The organism is Kribbella sp. NPDC049584, from assembly GCF_040675555.1.
Taxonomy (GTDB): domain Bacteria; phylum Actinomycetota; class Actinomycetes; order Propionibacteriales; family Kribbellaceae; genus Kribbella.
Genome location: NZ_JBFAPF010000005.1, coordinates 87,197 through 112,307, shown reverse-complemented (window position 1 = coordinate 112,307; position 25,111 = coordinate 87,197). Strand labels below are relative to the sequence as shown.

The following is a 25,111-nucleotide window of genomic DNA, read 5'->3' as shown; positions in this document are numbered from 1 at the left end:
AAAATTGATATAGTCGTCGGCATGGATGTCGATCGGCTGACGACTGTCATCGAGGACTTCAACACGATCTTCATCCGGCTGCCGTCGGTGCGGAGATTCAACTTCTCGACCCTCTCGGTGCTGCACACGCTCGACCGCAACGGCCCGCTGCGCCTCACCGAGCTCCTTCCGACCGAGCAGCTGAAGCAGCCTGCCCTGACGAGCCTGGTCGCGAAGCTCGAGCAGGACGGTCTCCTCGAACGCCGCCCCGACCCGAGCGACGGCCGGGCCAGCCTGATCTCGCTGACCAGCGCGGGCCAGGAGATCGTCCACTCCCGGCACGCGCACCGGGTCGCGAAACTGACCGCACTCGTCGACCAGTTGACGCCCGAGGAGCGTGCTGTGCTCGCGGGCTCCGTCGACGTACTCCATCGCTTGACCGAGCTTGCGAAGGATTCCCCATGATTCCAACGCCCATCCACGTATCCGACGAGGTTCTCGACGATCTCCGCCGGCGCCTCCGTGCCACGAAGTGGCCCCGCGACGCCGGCAACGACGACGGCTTCTACGGCGTACGTCGTACCCGCTTGCAGCCGCTCGTCGAGTACTGGGCCGACGGCTACGACTGGCGCGCCGCCGAGCGCCAGATCAACGCCTACGACCACTACCGGGTCGACGTGGGCGACGTACCCGTGCATTTCATGCACAAGCCGGGCGTCGGTCCGAATCCGATCCCGTTGATCCTGAGTCACGGCTGGCCGTGGACGTTCTGGCACTGGTCGAAAGTGATCGATCCGCTCGCCGACCCAGCGTCGTACGGCGGCGATCCGGCCGATGCGTTCGATGTGATCGTGCCGTCGCTGCCCGGGTTCGGGTTCTCGACGCCGACGCGGCCGGACATGAACTTCTGGAAGATCGCCGATGTCTGGCACTCGCTCATGACGGAGGTGCTGGGACACCCGAAGTACGCCGCGGCCGGGTGCGACGTCGGCGCGCTGGTGACGGGGCAGCTCGGGCACAAGTACGCCGACGAGCTGTACGGGATGCACATCGGATCGGCGCTGAAGCTCTCGTTCTTCAACGGCGATCGCGGGTGGGACCTGAGCGGCGGCAACCCGATCCCGGCCGGCCTGCCGCCGGAGATTCACGCCCGGATCATCGAGCTCGAACACCGCTTCGCCTCGCACCTCGCCACTCACGTCCTGGACCCGAGCACCCTCGGCTTCGGTCTCGCCGATTCACCTGCTGGGATGCTCGCCTGGGTCCTGGAACGCTGGCAGAAGTGGGCCGAGAGCGAGAAGGCGTTCACCGACGACGATCTGCTCACGCACGCGACGATCTTCTGGGCAGGCAACGCGATCGACACCTCGATCCGGACGTACGCCAACAACAACCGCTACCCGTGGACGCCCTCCCACGACCGTACGCCGGTGATCGAGGCGCCGACCGGGATCACCTTCGTCGGCCATGAGGACCCGCCCGGCGTACACACCCCACAGGAGCGCGTCGACAACTTCCTCGCCAGCGATCGCGCCGCCTGGTACAACCACGTCAACATCACCGCCCACCCGAACGGTGGCCACTTCATTCCGTGGGAGCTCCCAACGGAGTGGACCGACGACCTCCGGCGTACGTTCCGCTACCTGCGTTAGCGATGGCCGGCCAGGCGGGGGTGATCGCGCCATGCCGGCATGGTCGCCATGTAGGCGAGGGTGTCGGCCTCGAGCTTTTCCCGCGGTTCGCCCGGGTGCCGGCGTTCCTGCCATGACACCATCGACGCGAATCGGGTGTCGAAGTCCTGAAGGTTGCCGTCGGCATCGACGCAGTAGGCGCAGTACCGGCCGGTCTCGATCGGCATACTGCAGCTCTCACAGCTGGTGGTCATGGTTCGGCTCCGTTCGGATCAGCTGGGATAGGGCGGTGAGCAGCGCGGCGCGATCGGCGGGCGGGAACGCCGCGAACGACTCGGCCAGCGCGGTGACGCTCAGTACGTCGCGGTCGGCGCGCAGTACGTCGAAGCCCTGCGGCGAGAGCCACACCAGGGTGCGGCGGCGGTCCTGCGGATCGCACTCACGCTCCAGGACACCTTTGGACTCGAGCTGGGTCACGATGTCGCTGACGACCGACTGCGCCCGGTCCAGGTGCAGCGCGATGTCGCCGACGGTCAGCGGCCCGGTCTGCGAGAGGTGCTGCAGAACGGCCCGACTCGCACCGGACATTTCGCTCCGCTTACCGTCCCGGCGGTGGAACCGCAGATACGTCTCGCGGAACAAGTCGGCGAACGCCTGTGCGTCCTGTTCGGCCGTGCTCACACTGGCACTGTCTACCGCGCCGGATCCATCGTCAATCCCGATGGATCAGCACCTCGGCACCCTCAAGCTCCGCTGACGTACGGTGGAAGGTGTGGAGACGATTCTGATTACCGGCGCTACCGACGGCCTGGGACGCGAACTCGCCCTTCGGTTGGGTACGGCGGGAGCGCGCGTCCTCATCCACGGACGGTCCGCCGAGCGCGCGGAGCGGGTCCAGGCCGACATTCTCAGCGCAGGCGGACCCGAGCCTGAGATCCTGCTGGCGGACCTGTCCAGCCTTCGCGAGGTCGACAAGCTTGCCGGAGGCATCGACGGTGAACTCGATGTCATTGTCAACAATGCGGGCATCGGCGCGGGGCCGCGTGGCGGGGCGCGGGAGGTGAGTGCCGATGGCATCGAGTTGCGGTTCGCGGTCAACTATCTCGCCGGTTACCGGCTGACGCGACTCCTGCTGCCGCAGCTGGCGTCGTCGGGCCGGATCGTGAACGTGGCCTCGGCCGGCCAGGAGCCGATCGACTTCGACGATCCGATGATGGAGCGCGGCTGGGACGGCTTCTCGGCGTACCAGCGGAGCAAACTGGCGCAGATCATGTTCACCATCGACCTCGCGTCCGAAGGGGTCCTCGCCAATTCGTTGCACCCAGCAACATTCATGGCGACCACGATGGTGACCGAGAGCGGCGTGAGCCCGATCAGCAGTGTCGCCGAGGGCGCCGATGCCACGATGCGACTCATCACGGCGCCGGACCTGCCGACCGGGCGATACTTCAACGGCCTCCGCGAGTCGCGCGCCAACGCGCAGGCGTACGACGCCGACGCCCGCGCGCGTCTGCGCAGCCTGTCGGACGAACTCATCGCGACCGCGTTGCGCTGAATCCTCTCAGCGGATAGCGGCTGACATCGCTTGATAGGCAGTGACGAGCTCCGCCCAGTGGGACTCGGTACCGTCGGACCCGCTTCCGGTGAGGTACGCCGCAAGGTTCTCGACGTGGATCTGCCAGCCGGTGCCGAAGTACTCGATCTTGTCCAAGGGGACGCCACGCACCTCAATGGTCAGAATCGTCTGCGCGCCGTCCGGGGTCAGCGTGGCCTCGATCGTTGTCTCGAACGGCGCCGGGCCGCTGCCTCGCTGCGCGGATTCGTCGGTCTCCCTGGTTGTGACCCGCAGACTCCGTGGCGGTTCGCAGACGTCGATGCGTCCGGTGCTGTGCAGGTCGGCGGATGCGACGTACAGGGTGAAGGCGCCGCCGACGCGAAGATCGCCGTCCACCGTCCCGTACCACCGGGCCACCCGGTCCGGCTCGGTGACGGCCGACCAGAGATCGTCGATATCGGTGTCGTAGCGGTCCTCGATCCGGACGACGCCCGCGCCGTCGGCCACCGCGAGGCGGCCCAGAATCCGACTTGCACTCATTTGTCGCTCCTCTTTCCCCTGGCGATCTCGGTGTGCAGGGCGTCGAGCCGCTGCTCCCAGAGCGCGCGGTACCGCCCCAGCCATTCGTCGAGCTCGGCCAGCGGCTCGGACCGCAGGCTGTAGACCCGGCGCTGCGCCTCCTGCCGGCTGTCCACCAGCCCCGCCTCCCGCAACACCTTCAGATGCCGGGAGACCCCGGGGCGCGCGATCGGCAACAGCTCCGCCAACTCACCCGCTGTCGCCGGACCGGCGGCCAGCGCCTCGACCAGCGTCCGTCGACCGTCATCGGCCAGAGCCCGCAGTACGGCTTCCATGGCTTGTATGTAACCATTCGGGTACGTAACCGTCAAGGTACATAAGAGGTCAGCTGGTGTGGAGTGATGCCTCGAGGTCGTGGTCGACGTACCCGTGACGCTCCCCGCGGACCAGGTGCAGGCGGATCTGCTGGGCGATCGTGTCCGGCGCGTTGAGGTCGGGGGCGTTGTGGTCGAGGCCCGGAAGAATCGTGTACTCCGCGCTGGGCAGGATCGTCGCGAGCTTCGGGAGTACTCCGGTCAGGTACGCGGGCGACTTCTCACCACCGAGGAGAAGGGTCCGCGACGTGATCCCGGCGTACCGGCTCCCGTCGGAGTCGAGCCGGGCGACCTCGCCGATCTCGGCCGGCGTCGTCGGCATCAGCTCCCGCGTCTCGCGCCCACCCGAGCCACGCAGCATCAGCAAGGAAATTGCCCATAGCAACGGCCTGGCCCGGAACGGCAACAAATCGGTGCCCTTGAGGAACGTCGCCATCGCGGCCACCTGCCGCCTGTCGTGCAACTGCTGCGCAAACACATCCAGCCAGCTCGCATCGAACGACCCGCCGATGCTCACACCCGGCTCATACGCGATCAACGCGTCCAGTGGCTCCCGCAGCCCCACGTGAAGCGCGATCAACCCGCCATAGCTGTGCCCGAACACCACCCGGGCACCCGTGCGTTGCATCACGGCAAGCACGTCGTCCGCCTCGGTCTCCACCGAGTACGCCGTACCGCGCGGCGCGCTCGCCCCATGCCCACGCCGCTCAACCACATGCACCGTATGAACCCCGGCCAACCCGCGGGCGAGCCGCTCGTAGTGATGAGCCCGCCGACTGTTCCCCGGAATCACGACCACGCCGGGCCCGGCGCCCGTACTGGACACCTCGACCCCGCCCACCCACGACCGCCGCCACACCTCGGTACGTCCCATCCCCACCCCTCCCTGATTCACACCCCTACCATCCCCAACACCACTGACACGCCCCTGACTTCCCGCTGGCACGAGATTGGTTTCCGGCACGCGCCGCCGGACAGCCGCAGACAGCAGAACGCGCAGGTCAGATGGGTCTGACCTGCGCGTTCTCAAAGGGGTGGAGGTGGCGGGAATCGAACCCGCGTCCTTCGGCGGGGTTTCAAGACTTCTCCGGGCGCAGTCTGTTAGTCGCTTTTCTCAGCCCCAGCGCTCTCACAGACACGTCGCTGACAGGCTCAGTCACTGTAAATGTCCCGTGTTAACCCCGTGACCGGGCTAACACAGCAAGCTTCCTAGCTGAGGCCAGGAACCGGGTCGGAAGCATCCCCGGGCTGACCGCTACTTTAGTGCTCGGCCGTCAGGCGGCGAGAGCGTAGCTAGTGCGCGATGTATTGGCACTTATTGGTTTCCAGAGATCGTTAACGAGATAACCCTGGATCCTCGGCCCGCTTCCCTTGGAACCAACGTCCAAAGTCGAAACCGTTCACCCCCTGTTGAGTTGTCAAACTCCCACCGCCCCGGAGGGTGGTGGAAGATCCACACTATCAAGTCCAACAGACCGACCGCACCTGACATTCCCCGGGCCGTCAGTCGGCGGGTGCGACCAGGAAGATCACCGCGGCCACAGCGACGACCGCGCCGGCGAGCGCGATCACCCAGCCGACGGTCGATCGGAGCAGCAGCGCGCCGACGGCGGCGCCGGCCAGCATCGCCGCGATCGAGCCCAGTCGGCGGTACGGGCTGGCGGAGCGTCCGCTCCCGAGCACGCTGTCCGCGGCCAGTCCAGTCAGCGTCAGCGTGAGCACCGTGGTCGTCATGTCACGCGGCGCCACGTGCCGAACGGTCGCGTTCTGCAGGCCGAAACACGCTGCGAGCGCCGCGATCAGCAGGTACGACGTCCCGCCCGACTCCCGAGTACGCCGAGACCGACCAGCAGCCCACATATCCACAGCACAACCGCCTGAGCGCCGAAGACGATCCCCAACCACCGCCGGGGTCGCGCCTCGAGGACCCGGGCCGCCCGTCCCCCGCCCAGCGACCCCAGCACGAACCCCGCGACCGCCACCAACGGCGGCCCGAACCGGAACCCCGAATCCGGCGCCGCCGCGAACCCGAGGAACACCACGTTCCCCGTCATGTTCGCGACGAAGGTATGCCCGAGCTTCAGATAGCTCACCGCGTCGATCAGCCCCGTCGCCGCGGTCAGTCCCAGGAACGCCCCGACCTCCCACCGCACCCCGACCGGAACGCCCACGGAGAAAGCGTAGAGCTACTTGATCAGCCGGAGCGTGAACGGGTAGCGGAACTTGCCGGTGGCAGCGGTGGCCAGGCCGCCGATGCCGGTCAGCATGAACCAGAGGATGCCGAGGATGGGGAACAGGAACCCGAGGAAGCCGTGGGTGAACCCGGTGAGGATGCCGAGCGCGGCGAACGCGCCGAACGCGGTCAGCTGGAAGTTCAGCGCCTCGACGGCGTGGCGGCGTACGGCGGGATTCTTCTGGCCGGTGGTTGCGACCATGATGGCCGGGCCGACGAAGAACGTCGGGTAGCCGAGCCAGTGGGCGACCGTGCCCATCCCCCGCCCGTCACCCTGGTAGCGCTGGATCGGCGCCGGGCGGGTGAAGGCCGCCGGCGCGAACGTCGGGACGGGCCGGGCGACCAGGCCGTCGAACGTGCTGTTCAGCTCCGCGCGGGTGCGGGCCTTCAGGGCCTTCTCGAGCCGGAGGTCGAACTCCATGTGGTCGAGCCGGCCGTCGGCGTACATCTCTTTCAGGATCTCGACTGCGCGGTCCCGTTGGGCCGGCGTCACCAGCAGGTCTGAAGTGGACATGCTTCCACTCTGCGTGCAGGCGACCATTCACCCCATCGGGTTCAGCCCGGAGCAACCCCTGAGCGGACCCCAGTCAGCGGCGGTGGCGGTCGGAGAGGGCTCGCTGGGCTTCGCGGTTGGCCTGGCGTTCGGCCAGGGCGTGGCGTTTGTCGTAGTCCTTCTTGCCTCGGCCCGTCGCAAGCTCGACCTTCGCGTAGCCGTCCTTGAAGTACAGCGACAGCGGGATCAGCGACACACCCTGCTGCTCCACCGCCCGGATCAGCTTCTGCACCTCGTCCTTGTGCAGCAGCAGCTTGCGGGCGCGGCGTGGCTCGTGGTTGGTCCACGTGCCGTGCTTGTACTCCGGGATGTGCATCCCCTGAAGCCACAGCTCGTTGCCGCGGACGGCGGCGAACGCGTCGACGAGGGAGGCCCGGCCCTGCCGGAGGGACTTGACCTCGGTCCCCGTCAGCACCAGCCCGGCCTCCACCACGTCCTCGATGTGGTAGTCGTGTCGCGCCTTCCGGTTCTGCGCGATCGGCTTCTGCTGGCCGGTCTGTTTCACCATCCGACCAGTATCCCAGATCGCTCAGAGCCACTTCATCGGATTAACGACGTTCCCGTCCTGGTAGACCATGAAGTGCAGGTGGCAGCCGGTCGAGTAGCCGGTCGTGCCGGACCAGGCGATGATCTCGCCCCGGCGCACCCGCTCGCCGACATGGGCCTTGTACTTCGACAGGTGGTTGTAGACGGTCGTGATGGAGCGGCCGTCGATCACTCCGTGTGAGACGAACAGCCGGTTCCCGTAACCGCCGTTGTAGTACTTGTCCGTCACCACACCGTCGGCCGCGGCGCGCACCGGCGTACCGCAGGGAGCGCGGAAGTCAGTGCCGTCGTGCAGCTTCCAGTAGTGCAGGACCGGGTGGAACCGCATCCCGTACGGCGAGGTGATGTAGCTGCTCACCGGGTAGCTCAGCCGTCCGTCGCCCGACCCGCCCGGATCCGGGATGTTCCGCGGCGGCCGGTGCTCCTTGCGTGCCTTCTCGCGCTCAGCCTTCTCGGCTGCCGCCTTCCGGCGTGCGGCCGCCGCCTTCTCGGCCTTGGCCCGCGCGATCAGCAGCTGCTCGACCCGCGCCCGCTCCCGCAGCAACGAGTTGTACTGCGCCAGCTCGGTGTTCTTCTCCTTCTCGGCGGCCTTGAACGCGACCAGCTTGACCTTCGCGACAGCCGCCGCCTCGGCCTTGTCGGCCGCGACCTGCTTGGTCAGCTCGGTGACCCGGCTGACCGTCGCCGCCGCCTCGGCCCGAGCGGCCTCGGACGCCTTCTCCGCGGCCGCGACCTTGACCCGGCGACTGGCGAGCTCCGCCTGCGCGTTGTTCAGGTTGGTGATCGCGTTGCTCTGGATGCCGAACACGTTCCGCTGGATCTGCATCCCGGTGGCGATGTCGGCGGGCGCGGCGCCGCGCAGTGCGATCGACAGCCCGACCAGGCTGTTCTGCTGCTGGTACGCCGACCGGACGGCGCGGCCGGCGACGGCCCGCTTCTCCGCGATCAGCTTCTCGCCGGCCTCGACGTCGGACACCGCCGTACGCAGCGCCGCCTCGGCCGCGGCAAGCTTGCCCGCGGCAACCGCATCGGCGGCCTTCGCAGCGGCCAGCTGGCCCTGCGCGGCGGCGTACCGGACCTGGACGGCCTGGTACTTCGTCTCGGCTTGGTTGTACGCGGCAACGGACTTGCCGAGCTGGTCGGACGCGTCGTCGAGATCGGCCTTCTGCTGGCCGAGCTGCGCGTCGAGCTGTTTCTTCTTGGCGGCTGGATCCGGCGGTTTCGCCTCTGCCGGTGCAGACGGAACCGCCGCCAGGACTCCGGCGGACAGGGACAGGACAAGGCAGCATGCGGCAACCACCGTCTGCCGGCCCGGCGGTCGCGTGCGTGATCGCGGGTACGGCGTGGTGGCGGTGCCGGTGCTGTCGTCTCGCTTGATGCTCCCCCGCTCACGCGGGTTCGCACCGGGGAAGTGCGGGACCACAGGTCGACCCCTTGCTCTGGGTTCAGTTGTGCGTGACAGGAGTGACTGCTGTTACTCCTGTTAACGCACGATAAGCCACCCGGGTCAGACTTTGAGGTATTTCCGCGTCGTCAGGAATGTCGGGATGACCGCCAGGATCAGGCCGACCACGACCATGATCAGGGTCGCGCGGAAGGTTTCGGTCGCGCCGACCCACTGCCAGACCCGGAACGTCTCCTGGGCCCGCTGCATGACAACGAAGTACACCCCGACCCACAAGGTGCCACAGGCAAAGACCGCGCCCACCAGGGCTGCCAGCACCGCTTCCAGCAGGAACGGCAGCTGGATATAGAAGTTCGAGGCGCCCACCAGGCGCATGATGCCTATCTCCCGTCTCCGGGCGTACGCCGCCAGCCGGATCGTGTTGGAGATCTGCATCAGGGCCGCGACCAGCAGCAGTGCGGCGGCTATCAGCGCGCCGACCTGCAACCCGTTGAGTGCCTTGAACAACGGATCGAGGTACTGCCTGAGGTCCTGGACCGTATCGACGCCGGGTAGGCCGCTGACCGCGCTGACCAGGTTCTGATATCGCTGTGGATCCTTCAGCTTGACCCGGAAGGACTCCTGCATCTGGTCCTGGGTGACCGTGCTGACGATCGGCGAGTCCTTGTACAGCTTCTTGAACGACTCGAACGCCTCGGCCTTCGACTCCGAGAAGACGCCGTCGGGCGCGGTGTCGGGGTTGGTCTGGATGACCTGCTGGATCCGGTTCTTCTGCTCCTGGGTCACCTCGGTGCCGCTGCACCCGCGGCCGCCGGAGTCCTTGGTGCAGAGGAACACCGAGATCTGGATCTTGTCGTACCAGTTCCCCTTCATCAGGTCGACCTGCTCGCGGGCGAGCAGCGCGCTGCCGAACAGCGACAGCGAGACCCAGATGGTGACGACGACCGCGATCGTCATCGACATGTTCCGCTTCAGGCCGATCCCGAGGTCGGAGAGGATGTAGTTCAAGCGCATCAGTCAGTCAGTCCCCTGGTCAGTGCTGGTAGCCGTAGACGCCACGCGACTCGTCGCGGACGACGTGGCCGTTCTCCAGCTCGATCACGCGCTTGCGCATCTGGTCGACGATCGACACGTCGTGGGTAGCCATCACCACGGTCGTGCCGGTGCGGTTGATCCGGTCCAGCAGCTTCATGATGCCGACCGACGTCCCCGGGTCGAGGTTTCCGGTCGGCTCGTCGGCGATCAGGATCATCGGCCGGTTCACGAACGCGCGGGCGATCGCCACCCGCTGCTGCTCACCGCCGGACAGCTCGTCCGGCATCCGGTCTTCCTTGCCGTCGAGACCGACCAGCTCGAGCACCTCGGGAACGGTCTTGCGGATGTGCGAGCGGGGCTTGCCGATCACCTGCAGCGCGAACGCCACGTTCTCGGCGACGGTCTTGTTCGGCAGCAGCCGGAAGTCCTGGAACACGGTCCCGATCTGGCGGCGCATCTGCGGGATCCGCCAGCTGGCCAGCCGGTTCAGGTCCTTGCCGGCGACCATGATGTGACCGCGGGTGGTCCGGTGCTCACGCAGTACCAGGCGCAGGAACGTCGACTTGCCGGACCCGGAGGTGCCGACCAGGAAGACGAACTCGCCTTTTTCGATCTCGACGTTGACGTTCAGCAGAGCGGCCTTGGACTGGCCCTCGTACGTCTTGGACACATTCTCGAAGCGGATCACGGGATCATCCGGCCGTGGTCGGGAACAGGAAGCGGTGCGACGGTAACCACGAAGGGCACCGTACGCCACCGGAGCGGCCGGCGATCAGTCTAGGCGTTCCCGGGCGTGCCGCGGACCAGGCCTGCCGGTCCGTGCGGGCGCGTCCGATACCCGGTGCGTTTGAAACGGCTGTGTCAGGCGTCGGACTGGCGCGCGATGGTCGCCGACGCCCGGCGAACGATCGGGACCGGCCCCTCGGGCAGGACGTCGCCGATGAACGTGTAGTGCTGGAGGACGGCCGGGTCGACCTCGCCGGGGCGGTGCCGGGTGTGATCGCGGACCCAGTCGATGATGTCGCCCCATCCCGGTGCCGCGAGCGATCCGCCGAAATGCTGGACCGACAGGCCCGCGCAGAGGTTGCCGAACGCCAGCCGATGGGCCAGCGGCCAGCCGCGGAGCGTGCCGAGAACCAAGGACGCGAGGAAGACGTCGCCGGCGCCGGTCGGGTCGTATGAGCGGACCGGCAGCGCCGGCACCTGCTCCTCCTCACCGGTCGTCGAGTCGATCGCGAGTACGCCGTCCGCGCCGTTCGTCACGACCGCGAGCGGGACCCGGTCGGCGAGCTTGTGCAGCGCGGCCTTCGGCGTGTCGGTCCGCGTGTACGCCATCGCCTCGGTGGCGTTCGGAGTGAACGCGTAGAAACCTTCCAGTACGTCGAGGACGGCCGGGGACCACTCGTCCGTCGGGTCCCACCCGACATCACCGAACAGCAGCGCACCGGACTCCCGCGCCTCGACGGTCCAGCCGGGCAACTCGTCGGCGACCGGCACGATCGCGGACCGCGTCTTCAGGCCGGGACCGACCAGTTTGCTCGGATCGCCGGGCGCTTCGTGGGCGTGCGTGACCATCGCCCGGTCCCGGTCGATCGACATCGAGACCGTGACGGGCGAGTGCCAGTGGCCGATCCGCCGCGAGTGGGACAGGTCCACCCCCTCCTGATCGGCCAGGGTCCGCCAGCAGAAGTCGGCGTACACGTCGTCGCCGAAGACGGCGGCCAGGCCGCTCTTCAGGCCGAGCCGCGCGGCCGCGATCGCGAAGTTCGCGACACCGCCCGGGCAGGAGCCCATGCCTTCCGCGAAGATCTCGGTCCCGGTGGTCGGGGCGGTTTCCAGGCCGGTCATCACGATGTCGTAGAACACGGTCCCTTGTACGAACACGTCGTACATCTCGGGTTCGTCGGTCACGGTGACACCGCTCCTTGTCATCCTGGGTCAGGTCTGCCGGTGTGTCGGGGTGTGTCGGGGTTGGCCGGTGTTGTCGTGGCGGGTGGGATGCTCCTTCGTAGCACCATCGGCCGGTCAAAACCATCAAGTTAGCCGGAATTGGGAGGCGCGTAGGTGATCCCCACCTGGATCTCGATCGTCGGCGTCGTGATGACGGTGCTCAGTCCGCTGCTCGCGCTCGGCGGCGTCTTCCTCGGGTCGTACCTGGTCCGCAAGTCCGACCGCGAGCTCGATACCTGGCGGCACCGAGAGGAGACCATGCGGATGGTCCGCTGGGCGGTCGAGCAGATCCTCGACGGCGAGGACAACGCGGGTACGGACGCCGGTGTGGTGACGCTGCGCTCACTGATGCGCTCGGAGCTGTTACAGCCGGAGGACTACGACCTGGTCGCCGCGCTGACCGCGGCCGTAGCGATCGACCGGGTCGGCGCGGCCGCGTACGCTGATATTGCGGATGCAGACATCGAGGTCGTCGAGGGAGACAGTGACAATGGCTGAGAAGAAGACCGTGAAGGTCTCCCGCCAGGCCGTCGAGCTGGCCCGGTTGCATGTCGAGGCTGCCCGCAGGGCCGGCCGCAAACCCGATGCCGGCGTCGCGCGGATCGCGGGCGCCCGGCCGGACAACGGCGCCGGCGCCGCGCCGGCCCCCGCCTGATCCCTGGAATTACCGTCTTCGAAGCCCCACCGCCGACGTAGAGTCAGCGGGTGCGCACGGGCTGTGGGACCGTGCGGGACTGGAGACGGTGTGATGAGCGGTGGGATCAGCAGGCGGCGGGTGCTGGGGTTCGGGGCCGGGCTGGCGGCGATGGCCGTAGCCGGATGTGGTTCCAACAGTGGACGGCCCTCGAGTAGCGGTAGCGGCGACAAGCCGACGCTCCAGCAGTGGTACCACCAGTACGGCGAAGCGGGCACGCAGCAGGCGGTCGAGAAGTACGCGAAGGCCTACCCGGACGCGACCGTGACGATCCAGTGGTCGCCGGGCGATTACGAGAAGAAGGCCTCGACTGCGCTGCTCACCAATCAGGGGCCGGACACGTTCGAGTACCCGAACGGTCCGACGATCGACATGATCAAGGGCGGTCAGGTCGTCGACCTCAGCGGCATCCTGGGTGACGCGAAGGACGACTTCAACGCGGCGCTGGTCGAGCGGATGTCGTACCAGGGCAAGCTGTACGCGATCCCGCAGGTGATCGACATGCAGCTGATGGTCTACCGCAAGAGCATGCTGAGCGCGGCCGGCGTACAGCCGCCGCAGACGGTCGACGAACTGCTGGCCGCCGCGAAGAAGCTGACCAACGACAAGGTGAAGGGCCTGTTCGTCGGCAATGACGGCGGCGTCGGCGTGCTGGGTGGACCGGCGCTGTGGTCGGCCGGACTCGACTACCTGACCGCCGACAACCAGTTCGGGTTCGACGACCCGCTCGCGGCCGAGTCGCTGAGCAAGCTGCGCGAGCTCTGGACCTCGAAGGTTCTGTTGCTCGGGGCACCGACCGACTGGTCCGACCCGGCGGCCTTCACCCAGGGGCTGACCGCGATGCAGTTCACCGGGCTGTGGACGCTTCCCGTGATCGAGAAGGCGTTGCCGGGCGACTACGGCGTACTCCCCTGGCCGAAGCTCAATGCGACCACCGGCGAGGCCAGCGTGCCCGTCGGCGCCTACGGCGCGTGCGTGAATGCGAAGTCGAAGAACATCGACGCGGCGAAGAAGTACATCAAGTGGTTGTGGGTCGACCAGACCGACGACCAGCTCGACTTCGCGCAGTCGTACGGCTTCCACGTCCCGGCCCGCAAGAGCCTGGCCGGCAAGGCCGACAAGCTCAAGTCCGGCCCGGCGGCCGACGCGGTCAAGCTGCTCAACGAGAACGGCCGCCCGCAGAACCCGATGCTGTGGTCACCGAAGGCCAGTACGGCGTATTCCGACGCGCTGAACCGGATCATCCGCAGCGGGGCCGACCCGGCCGCGGAGATCAAGAAGGTTCGCGCCGTCACCGAGGCGGAGCTCAAGCGCATCGCCGGCTGACGAAAAAGCCGCGGCCCCTACGCGAGGGGCCGCGGCTGTTCGAAGTCAGACGACCCCTACGCGAGGGACCGCGGCTTTCGGAGTCAGACGACCTTGACGTTCTCCGCCTGCTGACCCTTCGGGCCCTGGGCGATGTCGAACTCGACCCGCTGGTTCTCGTCGAGGCTACGGAACCCGTCGGTCTGGATGGTGGAGTAGTGGACGAAAACGTCCGCTCCGCCGCCGTCGACGGTGATGAAGCCGAAGCCCTTGTCGGCGTTGAACCACTTCACAGTTCCCTGTGCCATGTTGTTGCTCCCTTGTCGGAGATGAGGCGCACCGCGGTCGCGGCAGGCCCGGCGTTCGTCGCACCGGCGCGGCAGACCATCTCTCGCAAGGAAAGATCGAGATAAACCACAGCTACTGAAACTAGACCTGGTACATCCAACCACGCTTGGACCCGATTTGTTCCATCCGGCGCGGGTCGGGCGTGGGTTGGGCGTGGCAGGGTAGACGGCATGCACTCCCTGCAACCGCTCACCGACGACGACAGTGAACTGATCGAACTGGCCCGCCGGACGGTCGACGCGAACACCGACGGACCCGACGGCGTCCACACCATGGGTGCCGCGGTCCGCGGTATCGACGGCCGGATGTACGCCGGCATCAACCTCTACCACTTCACCGGCGGACCCTGCGCCGAACTGGTTGCCCTCGGCCACGCTCGCGCGTCGGGCGCCCGCGAGCTGACGACAATCGTGGCTGTAGGCAACGAAGGCCGCGGCGTCGTCGCCCCGTGCGGCCGCGACCGCCAGGTCCTGCTCGACTACCACCCGGACATCCGCGTCATCCTGCCCGGACCGGCCGGCCCCGGCACGCTATCCATCACCGAGCTGCTACCCGGCGCCTATCACTGGTCACCGTGATCCCGTCCGCTCATGCGGGTGGCGAAGCAGGACCAGCGTCAGGCTCTACAGGCCCGGGCGCGGCGGTGCGCTCACACCAGCCTCTCGGCGAGCATGAAGGCGTTGCCGTCCGGGTCGTAGAACGTCGCGAGGCGGACTTCGTCGGCGATCTGCCGCGTTTCGCCGTCGAAGCGGGTGCCCAGCGACTCCAGATGCTCGCGTGACTTGTCGATGTCGCGGACGCCGAACGTGACCACGACCCCGCCGTCGGTCTTCGGCTCCTCGACCTGGCCGAGGCCGATCGAGATCCCGGGCAACGGCGTACTCAACTCGGCCCAGCCCCAGGACTCCAGCCGGTGTACGACCTCGAAGCCGAGCGCCTGCTCGTACCACTGCACGGCTCGCTCCAGGTCGGAAACGTCCAGCGCGCAGACCGCGCGCCCGTCGTACTCGATCCCGCCCATAGTCCTGTTTTTATACTAAGCTTACTTTCGTGTCAACGCTTGCGCCCCTGGTCCATTTCCGCTGGGCCGTCCCGGTGCTGGCCGAACTCCACCGCGGCCACGGCGGACGGTTCGTGAACCTCAGCCACACCTTGGGCGTGAGCCGCGAGTCGCTCCGCCGAACGCTGGCGTTCCTCACCGAGACCGGCTTGATCCAGCGCAACCCCGGCAAGGGTCACCCGCTGCGCCCGGAGTACCTGCTGAGCGATCCACAACTCGGCGCGGACGCCGCCGCACTCACGGACCTCCTCGAGGATCTAGGCGTCACCGACGTAGGCCTGAAGAAGTGGTCGCTGCCCACCCTCACCTTGCTGACCGAGGAACACCGCTTCTCGGAGCTCCGCCGCGCACTACCCGCCGTCACCCCACGCGCGCTAACCCTGACCCTCAAAGACCTCGAAGCAGCCGCCCTCATCACCCGCACCGTCACCGCCACCTACCCACCCACAACCACCTACCGCGCCACCACCCCAGGTCTCCGGCTGGCGCACGCGGCTCAGAAGGTCGGGATGATGTCCTTGCCGTAGGCGGCGAGGGTTTGGGCTTTGGCGTCGTGTTGGAGGTAGAGGGCGAACTGGTCTACGCCTAGGTCCTTGAGTTGGTTGAGGCGGGCGAGGTGGTTCTCGACGGGGCCCAGGATGCAGAAGCGGTCGACGACCTCGTCGGGGACGAAGGTGGTGTGGGTGTTGCCGGCGCGGCCGTGTTCGGCGTAGTCGTAGCCTTTGCGACCTTCGATGTAGTCGGTGAGCGCCTTCGGTACGGCGCCGGTGGACCCGTAGCGTTCGACGATGTCCGCGACGTGGTTGCCGACCATGCCGCCGAACCAGCGGGTCTGTTCACGCTGGTGTTCCAGGTCGTCGCCGACGTACGCCGGGGCCGCGACGCAGAACTTGATCGCCATCGGATCGCGGCCCGCCTGTTCCGCGGCCCGCCGTACGGCGGTGATCATCCACTCGGCGATATCGGGATCCGCCAGCTGCAGGATGTAGCCGTCACCGACCTCCCCGGTCGCGGCCAGCGCGCGCGGACCGTACGCCGCTACCCAGACGTCCAGCGCACCGTTGTCGACCCACGCGAACTTCAGCTGCTGGCCGCGGTACTCGACGGTCTCTCCGCGCGCCAACGCGCGTACGACCTCGACACACTGCTTCATCTCGGCAATCGTCCCGGGCTTCGCGCCGAGCGTGCGCAGGGCGGAGTCGCCGCGGCCGATCCCGCAGATCGTCCGATTGCCGAACATCTCGTTCAGCGTGGCGAACTGGGACGCGATCACGGTCCAGTCCCGCGTTCCCGGGTTCGTCACCATCGGGCCGACGATCACCCGCTGCGTGGCTGCCAGGATCTGGCTGTAGATGACGAACGGCTCCTGCCACAGCAGATGCGAGTCGAACGTCCACACGTAATCGAACCCGGCGTCCTCCGCCTTCCGGGCCAGCTCCACGACCGTGGACGCGGGCGGATCACACTGGAACACCACACCGAAGTCCACGGTTTCCCCCTACATCAGATAGGACGACAGGCCACGCTTCAGGAACTTCCCCCGGCCCTTGCGGCCATGGTAGTTGCCGTCAGCCACGATCACCTCTCCGCGCGAGATCACTGTGCCCACCCGGCCCTGGATCTCGACCCCTTCGTACGCCGAGTAGTCCATGTTCATGTGATGGGTCTCGACGCCGATCCGCGTCGTACCGTTCGGGTCGTAGATCACCAGGTCGGCGTCCGAACCGGGCTGGACGATGCCCTTCTGCGGGTACAGCCCGAACATCCGGGCCGGCGTCGTCGCGATCGTCTCCACCCAGCGCTCGAGCGAGATGTTGCCGTCGACAACACCCTGGAAGATCAGGTCGACACGATGCTCGACGCCGCCGATACCGTTCGGGATCTTGGAGAAGTCACCGATGCCCAGCTCCTTCTGATCCTTCATGCAGAACGGGCAGTGGTCGGTCGACACGATCGCGAGATCGTTGCTCCGCAGCCCTTTCCACAGGTCCTTGGCGTGCGATTCGTGCTTGCTGCGCAACGGTGTCGAGCAGACCCACTTCGCGCCCTCGAAACCAGGCGCGCCGAGCTGGTCCTCGAGCGTCAGATACAGGTACTGCGGGCAGGTCTCGGCGAACACGTTGCGTCCGAGGTCCCGCGCCTCCGCGACCTTGGCCAGCGCCTGGCTCGCGGACAGGTGGACGATGTACAGCGGGCAGTCCTGCGCGACCTCGGCCAACGCGATCGCCCGGTTCGTTGCCTCGGCCTCCAACGCGGCCGGGCGGGTGATGCCGTGGTAGATCGGGTCGGTCTCACCGCGTTCGATCGCCTGCTGGACGAGAACGTCGATCGCGATCCCGTTCTCGGCGTGCATCATGATCATCGCGCCGTTGGCCCGCGCGGTCTGCATCGCCCGCAGGATCTGCCCGTCGTCGGAGTAGAAGACGCCCGGATAGGCCATGAACAGTTTGAAGCTGGTGATGCCCTCGTCGGCGACCAGCTGGTCCATCGCCTTCAGCGCATCGGTGTCGACGCCGCCGAGGATCATGTGGAACGCGTAGTCGATGTGGCACTCGCCCTCGGTCTTCGCGTGCCACGCCGCCAGCCCGTCCTGCACGACCTCGCCGGTGCGCTGGATGGCGAAGTCGATGATCGTCGTGGTCCCGCCGTACGCCGCGGCGCGGGTCCCGGTGTCGAACGTGTCGCTGGCCGACGTACCGCCGAACGGCATCTCCATATGCGTGTGCGCGTCGATCCCGCCCGGGATCACGTACTTGCCGGAGGCATCGATCACCTCGTCCGCCGTGATCGTCGGCGTGAACGACGGGTCGAGCACGGCAACGATCTTCTCGCCCTCGACGAGCACGTCCGCGAGCCGGGTCCCGGTCGGTCCGACGACGGTTCCACCCTTGACGAGCAAAGACATTCGCGGTCCCCTCTACGGTTTCGTCAGGTCTCCGTACGCGTCCGGCCGGCGATCGCGGTAGAACTGCCAGCGGTCGCGGACGGTGTCCAGCAGGCCGAGGTCCAGGTCGCGGACGATCAGTTCCGGATCATGGTCGTGCCCGACCTCGCCGACGAACTTGCCCTCGGGGTCGACGAAGTACGACGTGCCGTAGAAGTCGTTGTCACCGAACTCGGACTCGATGCCGACCCGGTTGATCGCGCCGATGAAGTACTCGTTCGCGACCGCACTCGCGGGTTGCTCCAGCTTCCACAGGTACGCCGAGAGCCCGCGACTGGTCGCCGACGGGTTGAAGACGATCTTCGCGCCGGCCAGCCCGAGCGCGCGCCAGCCCTCCGGGAAGTGCCGGTCGTAGCAGATGTAGACGCCGATTCGCCCGACCGCGGTGTCGAAGATCGGGTACCCGAGGTTGCCCGGACGGAAGTAGAACTTCTCCCAGAACCCCTTCACCTGCGGGATGTGGTTCTTCCGGTACTTCCCCAGATAGGTGCCGTCGGCATCGATCACGGCGGCGGTGTTGTAGAGGACGCCCGGCTGCTCCTGCTCGTACACCGGGAGCACCATCACCATCCCGAGCTCCTGCGCGAGCGCCGCGAACCGCTCGGTGGTGGGACCCGGCACAGACTCGGCGTACTCGTAGTACTCCGCGTCCTGCTTCTGGCAGAAGTAAGGCCCGTAGAACAACTCCTGGAAACAGATCACCTTCGCACCCGCCGCGGCCGCCTGCCGCGCGTAGTCCTCGTGCGCCTTGATCATGGACTCTTTGTCCCCGGTCCACGCCGTCTGCACCAAAGCAGCCCTGACAACGTCCGCCACAAGACCTCCCCAAGTAGCCGAGCACTCATCCTCCATCCGACCCGGGAGAGAGTCAACGGACGCCCCAGTCCCCCGTCGTCAGAGAATGGCTAGCCGTCAACGGGCTGGTGGGTACCGCAGCACATCAGTGGCATCGAGGCCGACGGCAGACAAGTCGGCAGTCACCCTCCGGGTGAACGCACGGACGGACCGCTCCACCTCACCCCAGGACACCGGATCACTGGCGATATCAGGCACAAAGACCGAACCGAAAACCCATCCCGCTCCCTGTCTGCGGACGGTAAGCGCGCCCAGTTCCTCGAAGGACATCGAATCGAACACGAAGTCCCCTCGAGCAGGCTGATCCAGCCACCTCAACAGGCTCCACGCCAACTCCACCACCGGGAACGATGGCTCCTCGTACACCACCCGATCACCGTCAACCACCCGGAAGCCCGCATCCACTGCCACCAGAACGTCCGCCTGCGTCGTGGCCTGAAGCTCGCTCACATCGAGCTTCCCGTAAGTCAGCAGCATTGCTCTCACTCCGATCCGGGTTTCTTGGCGGCGGAACACCACGCTGGACGCATCCGCGAGTGCCGACGGGCTCCTCGATCTCAGCGAACCGGACCGCCGGGGAGGAGGGCTCGCCACCAGGAGTATCGATCCAGCATCGGTAGCGGGCCAACTGCTCGTCGACGGTGGTTACCAGGCTGGCACCCATCCCTCACTCGGAACTCATCCGCGCTTCCTGAGTTGGATCTCTCGCGGCAATCTCGGTTCGAGGGCCAGACATTCCGTGTCTGTGAGTTCCAGCCAGCCGTCGTTCTCCTGCGCTACCGTCCCCAGCACAATCGAGCCGTCTGTCCTCAGGAAATGCAAGTCTTCCGGTAAGCGCGGGTTCACCCAGTCGAACAGGCTCAACGCCGACTCGGCCAGGACCCGTACGGACTCTGGCCCGACGCTGTACAGGTACCGCTCGTACGTCTGGTCGCCGTACAGCTGAGATCCGGGGCAGGCGCCAACGCTGTCCCTCGATTCCACATACGGTTCCAACCCATCAAGCACCATCTGACCCGACTCAAACAAGTCAGACGGGCCAGAGCGGAGCATGAGTGCGAACACACCGGACAACTCCGCCGACAGCTCCAGAAGCTCGCGATACGCCGGCCCGTCGACATCCGAAGTGATGTCGTAAACGAAATGCTGACTCACGGGAAGACCCTAATGTGCTTGACCTTGCCGATATTGATGTGGAGGGTCGTGCCGCCGACTCCGGGCCGGCCCGGATGGATCATCGGACCTGATCCAGATCATGTCGGCATCCGACAGCAGAGAACTCCACTTCATCACCTTAGAAGCGGTTAAACCCATAAGAAGGGAATCGCGCCTCTGAGGCTTCCGAAAGTGACGGCCTTCTTGGGGCCGCGTTCGGAGTGGGAGTGTGGCTGTGACGATCGGTAGGGTGCGGCGGTGGCGGAGGGCTGGGATCGAGCGGACCTGGTTGCGGACGGGTTCACGCACGTGTATGTCGAGCTCGAGTGGTGGGACGGGCCGCGGGCCGGGATCGTCGACATCGATGATGCGCCGCACTACTTCGAGCGGGACGAGTACGAGAGTTGGGAGCGGCTCGACGAGTACTTCGTTTGACCTGCGGACGCCGGCCTGGTTGCAATGGAGCGTGAGGCGTGGGCGATCTTCGTGCGATGGAACCAGCGCTACGAGGCTGCGCCGACTTCGGCCGGCCCGCATCCCGGCGAGGGCCGGGTCGACGCTCGGTACGACGAATTGGCGGTACTGCTCGCTCCGTACCGGCGTGCGCCGGCCGGGGTTCGGCGTTGCTGGCGGAGCGGCGCTTCGACGACGGGGAGCGCTACCGAACGGACGGCACCGACGGTTGGGTTCGGTGGAGCGCTAGTGAGTAGTTGACCCCGTCAGCCGAGAAGTGCATCCAGGCAGCGATAAATCGCCAAGTACTGCTCTTGCGAGAACACCGGAGGCTGCCATCCAACTGCTTCGAAATGCCTGAGAGCCGCCTCTGGTACTGCGATCCCGTACTCGCGCACGTACTCCGCCGCATCCAGCCGCCAGTAGTACACCCCGTCGGACACAATGGCCGACCCACCGCTGACCCCGAAGCGGTCACCGATCAGATCGCGGGTGTACTCCATCCACGCCAGGAACACCGGACACGCCGCGAGGTACTTCGCAACCCGCGCGCGCAAGTCGTCCTCCATGACCGACGAACGGTCCAGCGACTCGACCGACCACGCGTTCCCGGCACGCTCAGGCGCCAACGAACCCAGCGGTAAAAGCTCCACGCATCCTCCCGCCGACATCAAAAGTTCCCTTGCAGCAATCGTCCGGCAACTGGGTCGACCTGGGTTCCGGACGTCTCCGGCCCAATCGGGTCATGCTTCTAGCTGCTGAGTTTGCGGGCGGCCCGGAGGGCGGCGTTGTAGATCTTGTTGTACTCGTCGTGGGTTCGGGAGTCGCCGGCCTCTGTTGCCACTTTGGCGACGATGCCGAGGCTCGGCGCTTCCGGGCCCAAGCGGTTCCGGGCACCGATCTGAAGGTTGATGGCTCCATTCAGGGACAGCGTGGGCGAGCTGACGTCCGGCAGTTTCGCGATGATCCCCGGCGACAGCCGTTCGCTGACAATGAAGTAGTCCCAATGCCCCTCAGTGACCAGCTCGGCCAGCCGGGCCGGATCGACCGGGCGTGCGTCCGGGACGTAGCGCTCAGGCCCAGGAACGAGCTCGTGCAATACCAGCCGGTACGGAGCGAACTCCGCCGGAAGGGCTGCCAGCAGCTCTCCGATCTCCTCAGCCTTCAGGGCAGGAAACTCACGTACCCTGCCCCGACCGACTCGCCGCCAGATCCCGGGGCTCAGCACATCCGTCATGGCACGTACTTTAGGAAGAACACATGATCGAAGGCACCTGTGTTCTGCACGCCCGAGGTGCGCCACTCAGGAAGCTGAGTGCAGGCTGACGATCGCTCAGCGGGTCAACGAAGTTGCAGCAAGTGACAGACTTCGCCGGCAGCGCTTGCGCCCGGCCCAAAGCCGTGCACGCGGCTGGTCAGAGCGTGAGGGTGCGCGGGGCGGCGGGGAGGACGCGGCCGCCGACTGTGGCGTGGGTTGGGGGTTGGTGGGTGGTGTAGAGGTGGGAGCCGGTGCCTTGGATGACGTGGAGGTTGCGGGCTAGGTGGGCGGTTAGTTGGGTTACGGCTGAGCCGGTGGCTTCGTCTTCGGTGACGCCCATGGCGGGGGCGAAGGCTCGGGCGCGGATGATGCCGCGGGGTTCGTCCAGCCAGGACCAGAGGAAGGTGTGGCCGGCGTCGTACGTCGTGGGGTCGGCGGCGAGGACTGCCTCGGGTGAGGCGAGGTGGTGCCACTCCCAGGTGCTGCCCCAGGTGGTGTCGGCGCGGACGGAGAAGAGGTCGTCGCTGCGGGTGACGGCGATCGGGCCGACGGGGACGTGGAGGGTGTCGACGGGATGGCCGGTTGAGTGAAGCCAGGCGGCCGCGCCGACGGTTGGGTGGCCGGCGAAAGGCATCTCGCCGGTGGCGGAGTAGATGCGGAGCGTGCCGGTCGCCGCGTCGTCGACGTACACGGTCTCGCTGTAGCCGAGGGCTGCGGCGACGCGTTGGCGGTCAGGCTCGGCGACGAGGGAGCCGTCGACGATGCCGAGAGGGTTGCCGAACCGGCCGTCCGGGTCGGTGAAGACGTGGACGACCTCGACGGGAAGTGCGGTCAAGTCAGAGAACAGCGATTGCGGCGATCACCGCGATCAGCAGCACCGCCGCGCCGATGACGGCGAGCACGCGGCCGTTGATCTTCGGATCGCGGGTCGTCTCGGTCGCGCCCTCGTTGACGAACGCGCGGAACATCTGCGTGTTCGCGCCCGGGTCCTGCTCGTTCTCGACGTTCTGCGGGACGTTCTGGTCAGCCATGGCCCAAGACCCTACCTGCCGCCTGGATCGGCCCGGCAGACCGCCCGTCGAAGCCTCACACAGACCTGATGTACCATTTGGTACATGCGCTTCGATCATTCCAGCACGATCCAGGCCTCGCCAGAGCGGGTCTGGGAGGTTTTCAGCGATGTCGAGCGGTGGCCCGAGTGGACGCCGACCGTCGATTCCGTCGAGCGGCTGGATGCCGGCCGCATCCACATCGGCGCCCGCACCCGCATCCGCCAGCCCAAGCTTCCGGTCGCCATCTGGGAGGTGACCGAACTGAAGGACGGCGAGTACTTCGAATGGGTCTCCCGCGCTCCGGGGATCAGGACGACCGGCGGTCACCGGGTGATCAGTACGCCGGAGGGCACGGTCGCGACCGCGACGATCATCCAGGAAGGTCCGCTCGGCTGGCTCTTCGGCCGGCTGTACGCGGGCCTGACCAAGCGCTACATCGCGACCGAGACCCAGAAGCTGAAGGAGATCAGTGAGTCGCGACAGTCTGCTGGCTGACGCGGTCGAGCATTTCGCCAAGAACGGGATCGGCGACGCCAGCCTGCGCAGTATCGCGACCTCGATCGGCACCAGTCACCGGATGCTGATCTACCACTTCGGCTCGCGCGAGGGGCTGCTCGCCGAGGTGGTCCGCACGGTCGAGCAGCAACAGCGCGACCTGCTGGCCGAGGTGCTGGCGACCGACCTCCCGGTCGCGGAGCAGAACGAGCTGTTCTGGCGCCGGGTCACCGAGGCCGCGCTGATCTACGGTCCGCTGTTCTTCGAGCTCAGCGCGCACGCGATGCAGGACCTGCCGCACACCGAGTCGCTCAAGGCGGATCTGATCAACGTCTGGCTGCCGCCGTTGATCGAGCTGTGTATCCGCGCGGGCCTCCCGGCGGACGAGGCACCGGCGTACGCGCGGCTCGGTCTGGCGGCGTCGCGCGGTCTGCTCTTCGATCTGCTGCTGACCGGCGATCACGCGGGCGTCGACGAGGCGTCCGCGCTGCTCAACCGGCTGTTCAGCGCCCCGGTTGAGTAGGCGTCTCCACCCAGCCGGCCACGATCGGCAGCCGCGACTCCCGCAGTACGGCGGTGAAGGCGAACGGCCGGTCCAGCGTGAGCTCGAGCCGACGCTGCTTCGTCGTGATCATCGCGCCGCGGGTCACTGCCATCGCGGTCACGGCCGCCGCCTCGAACCCGGTCGCGAAGAACCGCGCAAGTACCTTCTGCTTCGCCTGCCCGACCCGGAGCGGGGTCGGGCTGAGTGCGCTGAAATGCCCGTGATCACCGGGATCCGAGGTGACGGCGGTCAGGCCGAACAGCTCACGAGACTCCATCAGGTCGTGTTCGACCTCGACATTGAACGACGGCAACGTCAGCTTCAGATCCGGCCGCGCCGACGTGGTCTGCCCGATCCGCACGCCTGGGGCTACCTCGTCTCCCGGATCGCCTTGTTCGACCAACGCCCGTCCGGACACGCCGCCGTCGGGCTGGGCGAGGACGTCCAGGAGGCCGGACAGCACGTCGGCCTGCGAAGTCCCCTGCTGCCCGATCCCCAGCAGCACGTCCACGTCGGCGTCACCTGCGACCGTCGCAACCGTGAGCCACGCGGCCGACGGATGCTCGTACCGGCGTACGGCGTCGAGGTCTGAGTCGACGCGCTCCAGCCAGTGCCATGAACCCGCCCACGGGCCGTCCGGCACGCGCCGTACCTGCTCGGTGAACGGGCGGACCCAGGTCGTGCGCAGCAGAAGGGCCGACGCGAGCACGAGGAGTACGTCGGGGTTGAGCTCGAGCGGCATCTCGCGGATCAGGTCGTCGGTGTGCTCCGCGGCCCACGCGTCGAGCTTCGGCTTGTCCACAGCGGGGTTGCCGGTGAGCATGCCGACAAGCGGCGCGGGCATCACGACATCGAACGACTCCGCGAGCTTCAACTGCTCACTCACCCAGACACCGAGCGCAGCGTGCAGGTCGGCGGAGGCTTCAATCGCCTCGATCAGCCGGATTGCGTCGGTCGAACCGTTCGCCGCGTCCACCCCGGCGGCCGCGGCAAGCTCGCTCCGCCCGGGCTCGTCCGCCCCGGTCGCCAGCAGCGCGAGCAGCGGCCACAACCCGAGGCCGGACACAACGGTGTTGCCCGCCGGGAGACTCCGAGCCCAGCGAGCGGTGAGGTCAGTGACTGCGTGCACCACGTCGGCATCCATACCCACCACACTGCCACGCCCGGA

36 protein-coding genes and 1 other RNA gene are annotated in these 25,111 nt (G+C 67.1%); 11 read left to right on the top strand and 26 right to left on the bottom strand.

Annotated features, from left to right (window positions below; all coding sequences use genetic code 11):
* The first annotated feature begins 21 nt into the window (after positions 1 to 21).
* Positions 22 to 444 (top strand): MarR family transcriptional regulator, encoded by a 423-nt coding sequence (locus AB0J62_RS19370; protein WP_363872336.1) that lies wholly within the window; start codon positions 22 to 24, stop codon positions 442 to 444.
* A complete protein-coding gene (locus AB0J62_RS19365) occupies positions 441 to 1,631 on the top strand; it encodes an epoxide hydrolase family protein (RefSeq protein ID WP_363872333.1) in 1,191 nt (396 codons plus the stop codon). Before AB0J62_RS19370 ends, AB0J62_RS19365 begins: the two co-directional genes overlap by 4 nt.
* Here AB0J62_RS19365 and AB0J62_RS19360 read toward each other — a convergent pair.
* On the bottom strand, positions 1,628 to 1,864 hold the full coding sequence (locus tag AB0J62_RS19360; RefSeq protein WP_363872330.1) for a hypothetical protein: 237 nt from the start codon (positions 1,862 to 1,864) through the stop codon (positions 1,628 to 1,630). The genes AB0J62_RS19365 and AB0J62_RS19360 overlap by 4 nt on opposite strands.
* On the bottom strand, positions 1,848 to 2,291 hold the full coding sequence (locus AB0J62_RS19355; RefSeq protein WP_363872327.1) for a MarR family winged helix-turn-helix transcriptional regulator: 444 nt from the start codon (positions 2,289 to 2,291) through the stop codon (positions 1,848 to 1,850). The genes AB0J62_RS19360 and AB0J62_RS19355 overlap by 17 nt, the downstream gene beginning before the upstream one ends.
* A gap of 91 nt (positions 2,292 to 2,382) precedes the next feature.
* Here AB0J62_RS19355 and AB0J62_RS19350 point away from each other — a divergent pair, with 91 nt between their 5' ends.
* Positions 2,383 to 3,165: an SDR family NAD(P)-dependent oxidoreductase gene (locus AB0J62_RS19350; RefSeq protein ID WP_363872324.1), complete on the top strand. Its 783-nt coding sequence runs from the start codon at positions 2,383 to 2,385 to the stop codon at positions 3,163 to 3,165.
* Positions 3,166 to 3,171: 6 nt separating this feature from the next.
* Here the strand turns inward: AB0J62_RS19350 and AB0J62_RS19345 are convergent, their stop codons facing one another.
* The 12 genes from AB0J62_RS19345 to AB0J62_RS19290 form a co-directional block, all read right to left on the bottom strand.
* Positions 3,172 to 3,705 carry an SRPBCC family protein gene (locus AB0J62_RS19345; RefSeq protein ID WP_363872321.1) on the bottom strand — a complete coding sequence of 178 codons (534 nt, stop codon included), beginning with the start codon at positions 3,703 to 3,705 and terminating at the stop codon, positions 3,172 to 3,174.
* The gene (locus tag AB0J62_RS19340; RefSeq protein ID WP_130444849.1) at positions 3,702 to 4,019 is read right to left on the bottom strand and encodes a metalloregulator ArsR/SmtB family transcription factor; all 318 of its coding nucleotides are present in this window, start codon (positions 4,017 to 4,019) and stop codon (positions 3,702 to 3,704) included. Before AB0J62_RS19340 ends, AB0J62_RS19345 begins: the two co-directional genes overlap by 4 nt.
* 49 nt (positions 4,020 to 4,068) lie before the next feature.
* Positions 4,069 to 4,932, bottom strand: a complete 864-nt coding sequence (locus AB0J62_RS19335; protein WP_363872318.1) for an alpha/beta hydrolase — start codon at positions 4,930 to 4,932, stop codon at positions 4,069 to 4,071.
* A gap of 158 nt (positions 4,933 to 5,090) precedes the next feature.
* Positions 5,091 to 5,466: a transfer-messenger RNA gene (ssrA, locus tag AB0J62_RS19330) on the bottom strand.
* Positions 5,467 to 5,561: 95 nt separating this feature from the next.
* Positions 5,562 to 5,918, bottom strand: a complete 357-nt coding sequence (locus tag AB0J62_RS19325) for a DUF1275 family protein (protein ID WP_363872315.1) — start codon at positions 5,916 to 5,918, stop codon at positions 5,562 to 5,564.
* Positions 5,858 to 6,229 carry a YoaK family protein gene (locus AB0J62_RS19320; protein ID WP_363872312.1) on the bottom strand — a complete coding sequence of 124 codons (372 nt, stop codon included), beginning with the start codon at positions 6,227 to 6,229 and terminating at the stop codon, positions 5,858 to 5,860. The genes AB0J62_RS19325 and AB0J62_RS19320 overlap by 61 nt, the downstream gene beginning before the upstream one ends.
* 15 nt (positions 6,230 to 6,244) lie before the next feature.
* A complete protein-coding gene (locus AB0J62_RS19315) occupies positions 6,245 to 6,805 on the bottom strand; it encodes a DUF1707 and DUF4870 domain-containing protein (protein ID WP_363872309.1) in 561 nt (186 codons plus the stop codon).
* Positions 6,806 to 6,878: 73 nt separating this feature from the next.
* Complete coding sequence (smpB, locus tag AB0J62_RS19310; RefSeq protein ID WP_134104952.1) at positions 6,879 to 7,352, bottom strand: SsrA-binding protein SmpB; 474 nt, start codon at positions 7,350 to 7,352, stop codon at positions 6,879 to 6,881.
* A gap of 21 nt (positions 7,353 to 7,373) precedes the next feature.
* Positions 7,374 to 8,813, bottom strand: coding sequence for a M23 family metallopeptidase (locus AB0J62_RS19305; protein ID WP_134104953.1), 1,440 nt, complete (start codon positions 8,811 to 8,813; stop codon positions 7,374 to 7,376).
* An 84-nt stretch (positions 8,814 to 8,897) separates the two neighbouring features.
* Entirely contained in the window at positions 8,898 to 9,809 is a 912-nt protein-coding gene (gene ftsX / locus AB0J62_RS19300) for a permease-like cell division protein FtsX (RefSeq protein WP_134104954.1), read from the bottom strand.
* Positions 9,810 to 9,828: 19 nt separating this feature from the next.
* Positions 9,829 to 10,518, bottom strand: a complete 690-nt coding sequence (ftsE, locus tag AB0J62_RS19295; protein ID WP_130444829.1) for a cell division ATP-binding protein FtsE — start codon at positions 10,516 to 10,518, stop codon at positions 9,829 to 9,831.
* Positions 10,519 to 10,691: 173 nt separating this feature from the next.
* Complete coding sequence (locus AB0J62_RS19290; protein ID WP_238159881.1) at positions 10,692 to 11,741, bottom strand: PfkB family carbohydrate kinase; 1,050 nt, start codon at positions 11,739 to 11,741, stop codon at positions 10,692 to 10,694.
* A gap of 153 nt (positions 11,742 to 11,894) precedes the next feature.
* Here AB0J62_RS19290 and AB0J62_RS19285 point away from each other — a divergent pair, with 153 nt between their 5' ends.
* From AB0J62_RS19285 to AB0J62_RS19275, 3 genes are all read left to right on the top strand, one after another.
* Positions 11,895 to 12,278, top strand: coding sequence for a hypothetical protein (locus tag AB0J62_RS19285; RefSeq protein ID WP_350848217.1), 384 nt, complete (start codon positions 11,895 to 11,897; stop codon positions 12,276 to 12,278).
* A complete protein-coding gene (locus AB0J62_RS19280; RefSeq protein WP_166679481.1) occupies positions 12,271 to 12,435 on the top strand; it encodes a hypothetical protein in 165 nt (54 codons plus the stop codon). Before AB0J62_RS19285 ends, AB0J62_RS19280 begins: the two co-directional genes overlap by 8 nt.
* Before the next feature lie 93 nt (positions 12,436 to 12,528).
* Positions 12,529 to 13,800, top strand: a complete 1,272-nt coding sequence (locus AB0J62_RS19275) for a sugar ABC transporter substrate-binding protein (protein WP_363872300.1) — start codon at positions 12,529 to 12,531, stop codon at positions 13,798 to 13,800.
* A gap of 83 nt (positions 13,801 to 13,883) precedes the next feature.
* Here the strand turns inward: AB0J62_RS19275 and AB0J62_RS19270 are convergent, their stop codons facing one another.
* A complete protein-coding gene (locus tag AB0J62_RS19270) occupies positions 13,884 to 14,087 on the bottom strand; it encodes a cold-shock protein (RefSeq protein WP_134104957.1) in 204 nt (67 codons plus the stop codon).
* A 210-nt stretch (positions 14,088 to 14,297) separates the two neighbouring features.
* Here AB0J62_RS19270 and AB0J62_RS19265 point away from each other — a divergent pair, with 210 nt between their 5' ends.
* Complete coding sequence (locus AB0J62_RS19265) at positions 14,298 to 14,705, top strand: cytidine deaminase (RefSeq protein ID WP_363872296.1); 408 nt, start codon at positions 14,298 to 14,300, stop codon at positions 14,703 to 14,705.
* Positions 14,706 to 14,776: 71 nt separating this feature from the next.
* Here the strand turns inward: AB0J62_RS19265 and AB0J62_RS19260 are convergent, their stop codons facing one another.
* Entirely contained in the window at positions 14,777 to 15,148 is a 372-nt protein-coding gene (locus AB0J62_RS19260; protein ID WP_363872293.1) for a VOC family protein, read from the bottom strand.
* 29 nt (positions 15,149 to 15,177) lie between these two features.
* On the opposite strand from AB0J62_RS19260, the gene AB0J62_RS19255 reads away from it, so the two are divergent.
* Positions 15,178 to 15,714 carry a winged helix-turn-helix transcriptional regulator gene (locus AB0J62_RS19255; protein ID WP_363872290.1) on the top strand — a complete coding sequence of 179 codons (537 nt, stop codon included), beginning with the start codon at positions 15,178 to 15,180 and terminating at the stop codon, positions 15,712 to 15,714.
* Here AB0J62_RS19255 and AB0J62_RS19250 read toward each other — a convergent pair.
* The 5 genes from AB0J62_RS19250 to AB0J62_RS19230 all read right to left on the bottom strand — a co-directional run bounded on the left by AB0J62_RS19250 (position 15,684) and on the right by AB0J62_RS19230 (position 20,141).
* Complete coding sequence (locus tag AB0J62_RS19250) at positions 15,684 to 16,676, bottom strand: TIGR03842 family LLM class F420-dependent oxidoreductase (RefSeq protein ID WP_363872287.1); 993 nt, start codon at positions 16,674 to 16,676, stop codon at positions 15,684 to 15,686. The two genes, AB0J62_RS19255 and AB0J62_RS19250, sit on opposite strands and share 31 nt — an antisense overlap.
* 9 nt (positions 16,677 to 16,685) lie before the next feature.
* Positions 16,686 to 18,092 (bottom strand): dihydropyrimidinase, encoded by a 1,407-nt coding sequence (gene hydA / locus AB0J62_RS19245; protein WP_363872284.1) that lies wholly within the window; start codon positions 18,090 to 18,092, stop codon positions 16,686 to 16,688.
* A 12-nt stretch (positions 18,093 to 18,104) separates the two neighbouring features.
* On the bottom strand, positions 18,105 to 18,947 hold the full coding sequence (locus AB0J62_RS19240; protein WP_363872281.1) for a nitrilase-related carbon-nitrogen hydrolase: 843 nt from the start codon (positions 18,945 to 18,947) through the stop codon (positions 18,105 to 18,107).
* Between the two features lie 96 nt (positions 18,948 to 19,043).
* Positions 19,044 to 19,505 (bottom strand): hypothetical protein, encoded by a 462-nt coding sequence (locus AB0J62_RS19235; RefSeq protein WP_363872278.1) that lies wholly within the window; start codon positions 19,503 to 19,505, stop codon positions 19,044 to 19,046.
* A 159-nt stretch (positions 19,506 to 19,664) separates the two neighbouring features.
* Positions 19,665 to 20,141 carry a hypothetical protein gene (locus tag AB0J62_RS19230; RefSeq protein ID WP_363872275.1) on the bottom strand — a complete coding sequence of 159 codons (477 nt, stop codon included), beginning with the start codon at positions 20,139 to 20,141 and terminating at the stop codon, positions 19,665 to 19,667.
* 258 nt (positions 20,142 to 20,399) lie between these two features.
* On the opposite strand from AB0J62_RS19230, the gene AB0J62_RS19225 reads away from it, so the two are divergent.
* Positions 20,400 to 20,576, top strand: a complete 177-nt coding sequence (locus AB0J62_RS19225; protein ID WP_363872272.1) for a hypothetical protein — start codon at positions 20,400 to 20,402, stop codon at positions 20,574 to 20,576.
* A 284-nt stretch (positions 20,577 to 20,860) separates the two neighbouring features.
* Here AB0J62_RS19225 and AB0J62_RS19220 read toward each other — a convergent pair whose 3' ends face one another.
* The 4 genes from AB0J62_RS19220 to AB0J62_RS19205 form a co-directional block, all read right to left on the bottom strand.
* Entirely contained in the window at positions 20,861 to 21,247 is a 387-nt protein-coding gene (locus AB0J62_RS19220; protein ID WP_363872269.1) for a hypothetical protein, read from the bottom strand.
* Between the two features lie 98 nt (positions 21,248 to 21,345).
* The gene (locus AB0J62_RS19215; RefSeq protein WP_363872266.1) at positions 21,346 to 21,831 is read right to left on the bottom strand and encodes a hypothetical protein; all 486 of its coding nucleotides are present in this window, start codon (positions 21,829 to 21,831) and stop codon (positions 21,346 to 21,348) included.
* 178 nt (positions 21,832 to 22,009) lie between these two features.
* A complete protein-coding gene (locus tag AB0J62_RS19210) occupies positions 22,010 to 22,687 on the bottom strand; it encodes a PhzF family phenazine biosynthesis protein (RefSeq protein WP_363872263.1) in 678 nt (225 codons plus the stop codon).
* A 1-nt stretch (position 22,688) separates the two neighbouring features.
* Positions 22,689 to 22,883, bottom strand: coding sequence for a hypothetical protein (locus AB0J62_RS19205; protein ID WP_363872260.1), 195 nt, complete (start codon positions 22,881 to 22,883; stop codon positions 22,689 to 22,691).
* A gap of 84 nt (positions 22,884 to 22,967) precedes the next feature.
* Here AB0J62_RS19205 and AB0J62_RS19200 point away from each other — a divergent pair, with 84 nt between their 5' ends.
* Entirely contained in the window at positions 22,968 to 23,399 is a 432-nt protein-coding gene (locus AB0J62_RS19200) for an SRPBCC family protein (RefSeq protein ID WP_363872257.1), read from the top strand.
* Entirely contained in the window at positions 23,374 to 23,922 is a 549-nt protein-coding gene (locus tag AB0J62_RS19195) for a TetR family transcriptional regulator (RefSeq protein ID WP_363872254.1), read from the top strand. The genes AB0J62_RS19200 and AB0J62_RS19195 overlap by 26 nt, the downstream gene beginning before the upstream one ends.
* Here the strand turns inward: AB0J62_RS19195 and AB0J62_RS19190 are convergent.
* Positions 23,903 to 25,087: a serpin family protein gene (locus tag AB0J62_RS19190; RefSeq protein WP_363872251.1), complete on the bottom strand. Its 1,185-nt coding sequence runs from the start codon at positions 25,085 to 25,087 to the stop codon at positions 23,903 to 23,905. The genes AB0J62_RS19195 and AB0J62_RS19190 overlap by 20 nt on opposite strands.
* Positions 25,088 to 25,111 lie beyond the last annotated feature (24 nt).

Bases quoted from the DNA above. Each gene is read 5' to 3' on its own strand.
- AB0J62_RS19370 (WP_363872336.1), top strand. From the start codon at position 22: ATGGATGTCGATCGGCTGACGACTGTCATCGAGGACTTCAACACGATC.
- AB0J62_RS19365 (WP_363872333.1), top strand. From the start codon at position 441: ATGATTCCAACGCCCATCCACGTATCCGACGAGGTTCTCGACGATCTC.
- AB0J62_RS19360 (WP_363872330.1), bottom strand. From the start codon at position 1,864: ATGACCACCAGCTGTGAGAGCTGCAGTATGCCGATCGAGACCGGCCGG.
- AB0J62_RS19345 (WP_363872321.1), bottom strand. From the start codon at position 3,705: ATGAGTGCAAGTCGGATTCTGGGCCGCCTCGCGGTGGCCGACGGCGCG.
- AB0J62_RS19340 (WP_130444849.1), bottom strand. From the start codon at position 4,019: ATGGAAGCCGTACTGCGGGCTCTGGCCGATGACGGTCGACGGACGCTG.
- AB0J62_RS19335 (WP_363872318.1), bottom strand. From the start codon at position 4,932: ATGGGACGTACCGAGGTGTGGCGGCGGTCGTGGGTGGGCGGGGTCGAG.
- AB0J62_RS19325 (WP_363872315.1), bottom strand. From the start codon at position 5,918: ATGTGGGCTGCTGGTCGGTCTCGGCGTACTCGGGAGTCGGGCGGGACG.
- AB0J62_RS19315 (WP_363872309.1), bottom strand. From the start codon at position 6,805: ATGTCCACTTCAGACCTGCTGGTGACGCCGGCCCAACGGGACCGCGCA.
- smpB (WP_134104952.1), bottom strand. From the start codon at position 7,352: ATGGTGAAACAGACCGGCCAGCAGAAGCCGATCGCGCAGAACCGGAAG.
- ftsX (WP_134104954.1), bottom strand. From the start codon at position 9,809: ATGCGCTTGAACTACATCCTCTCCGACCTCGGGATCGGCCTGAAGCGG.
- AB0J62_RS19280 (WP_166679481.1), top strand. From the start codon at position 12,271: ATGGCTGAGAAGAAGACCGTGAAGGTCTCCCGCCAGGCCGTCGAGCTG.
- AB0J62_RS19275 (WP_363872300.1), top strand. From the start codon at position 12,529: ATGAGCGGTGGGATCAGCAGGCGGCGGGTGCTGGGGTTCGGGGCCGGG.
- AB0J62_RS19270 (WP_134104957.1), bottom strand. From the start codon at position 14,087: ATGGCACAGGGAACTGTGAAGTGGTTCAACGCCGACAAGGGCTTCGGC.
- AB0J62_RS19265 (WP_363872296.1), top strand. From the start codon at position 14,298: ATGCACTCCCTGCAACCGCTCACCGACGACGACAGTGAACTGATCGAA.
- AB0J62_RS19260 (WP_363872293.1), bottom strand. From the start codon at position 15,148: ATGGGCGGGATCGAGTACGACGGGCGCGCGGTCTGCGCGCTGGACGTT.
- hydA (WP_363872284.1), bottom strand. From the start codon at position 18,092: ATGTCTTTGCTCGTCAAGGGTGGAACCGTCGTCGGACCGACCGGGACC.
- AB0J62_RS19215 (WP_363872266.1), bottom strand. From the start codon at position 21,831: ATGACGGATGTGCTGAGCCCCGGGATCTGGCGGCGAGTCGGTCGGGGC.
- AB0J62_RS19205 (WP_363872260.1), bottom strand. From the start codon at position 22,883: ATGGCTGACCAGAACGTCCCGCAGAACGTCGAGAACGAGCAGGACCCG.
- AB0J62_RS19200 (WP_363872257.1), top strand. From the start codon at position 22,968: ATGCGCTTCGATCATTCCAGCACGATCCAGGCCTCGCCAGAGCGGGTC.
- AB0J62_RS19190 (WP_363872251.1), bottom strand. From the start codon at position 25,087: ATGGATGCCGACGTGGTGCACGCAGTCACTGACCTCACCGCTCGCTGG.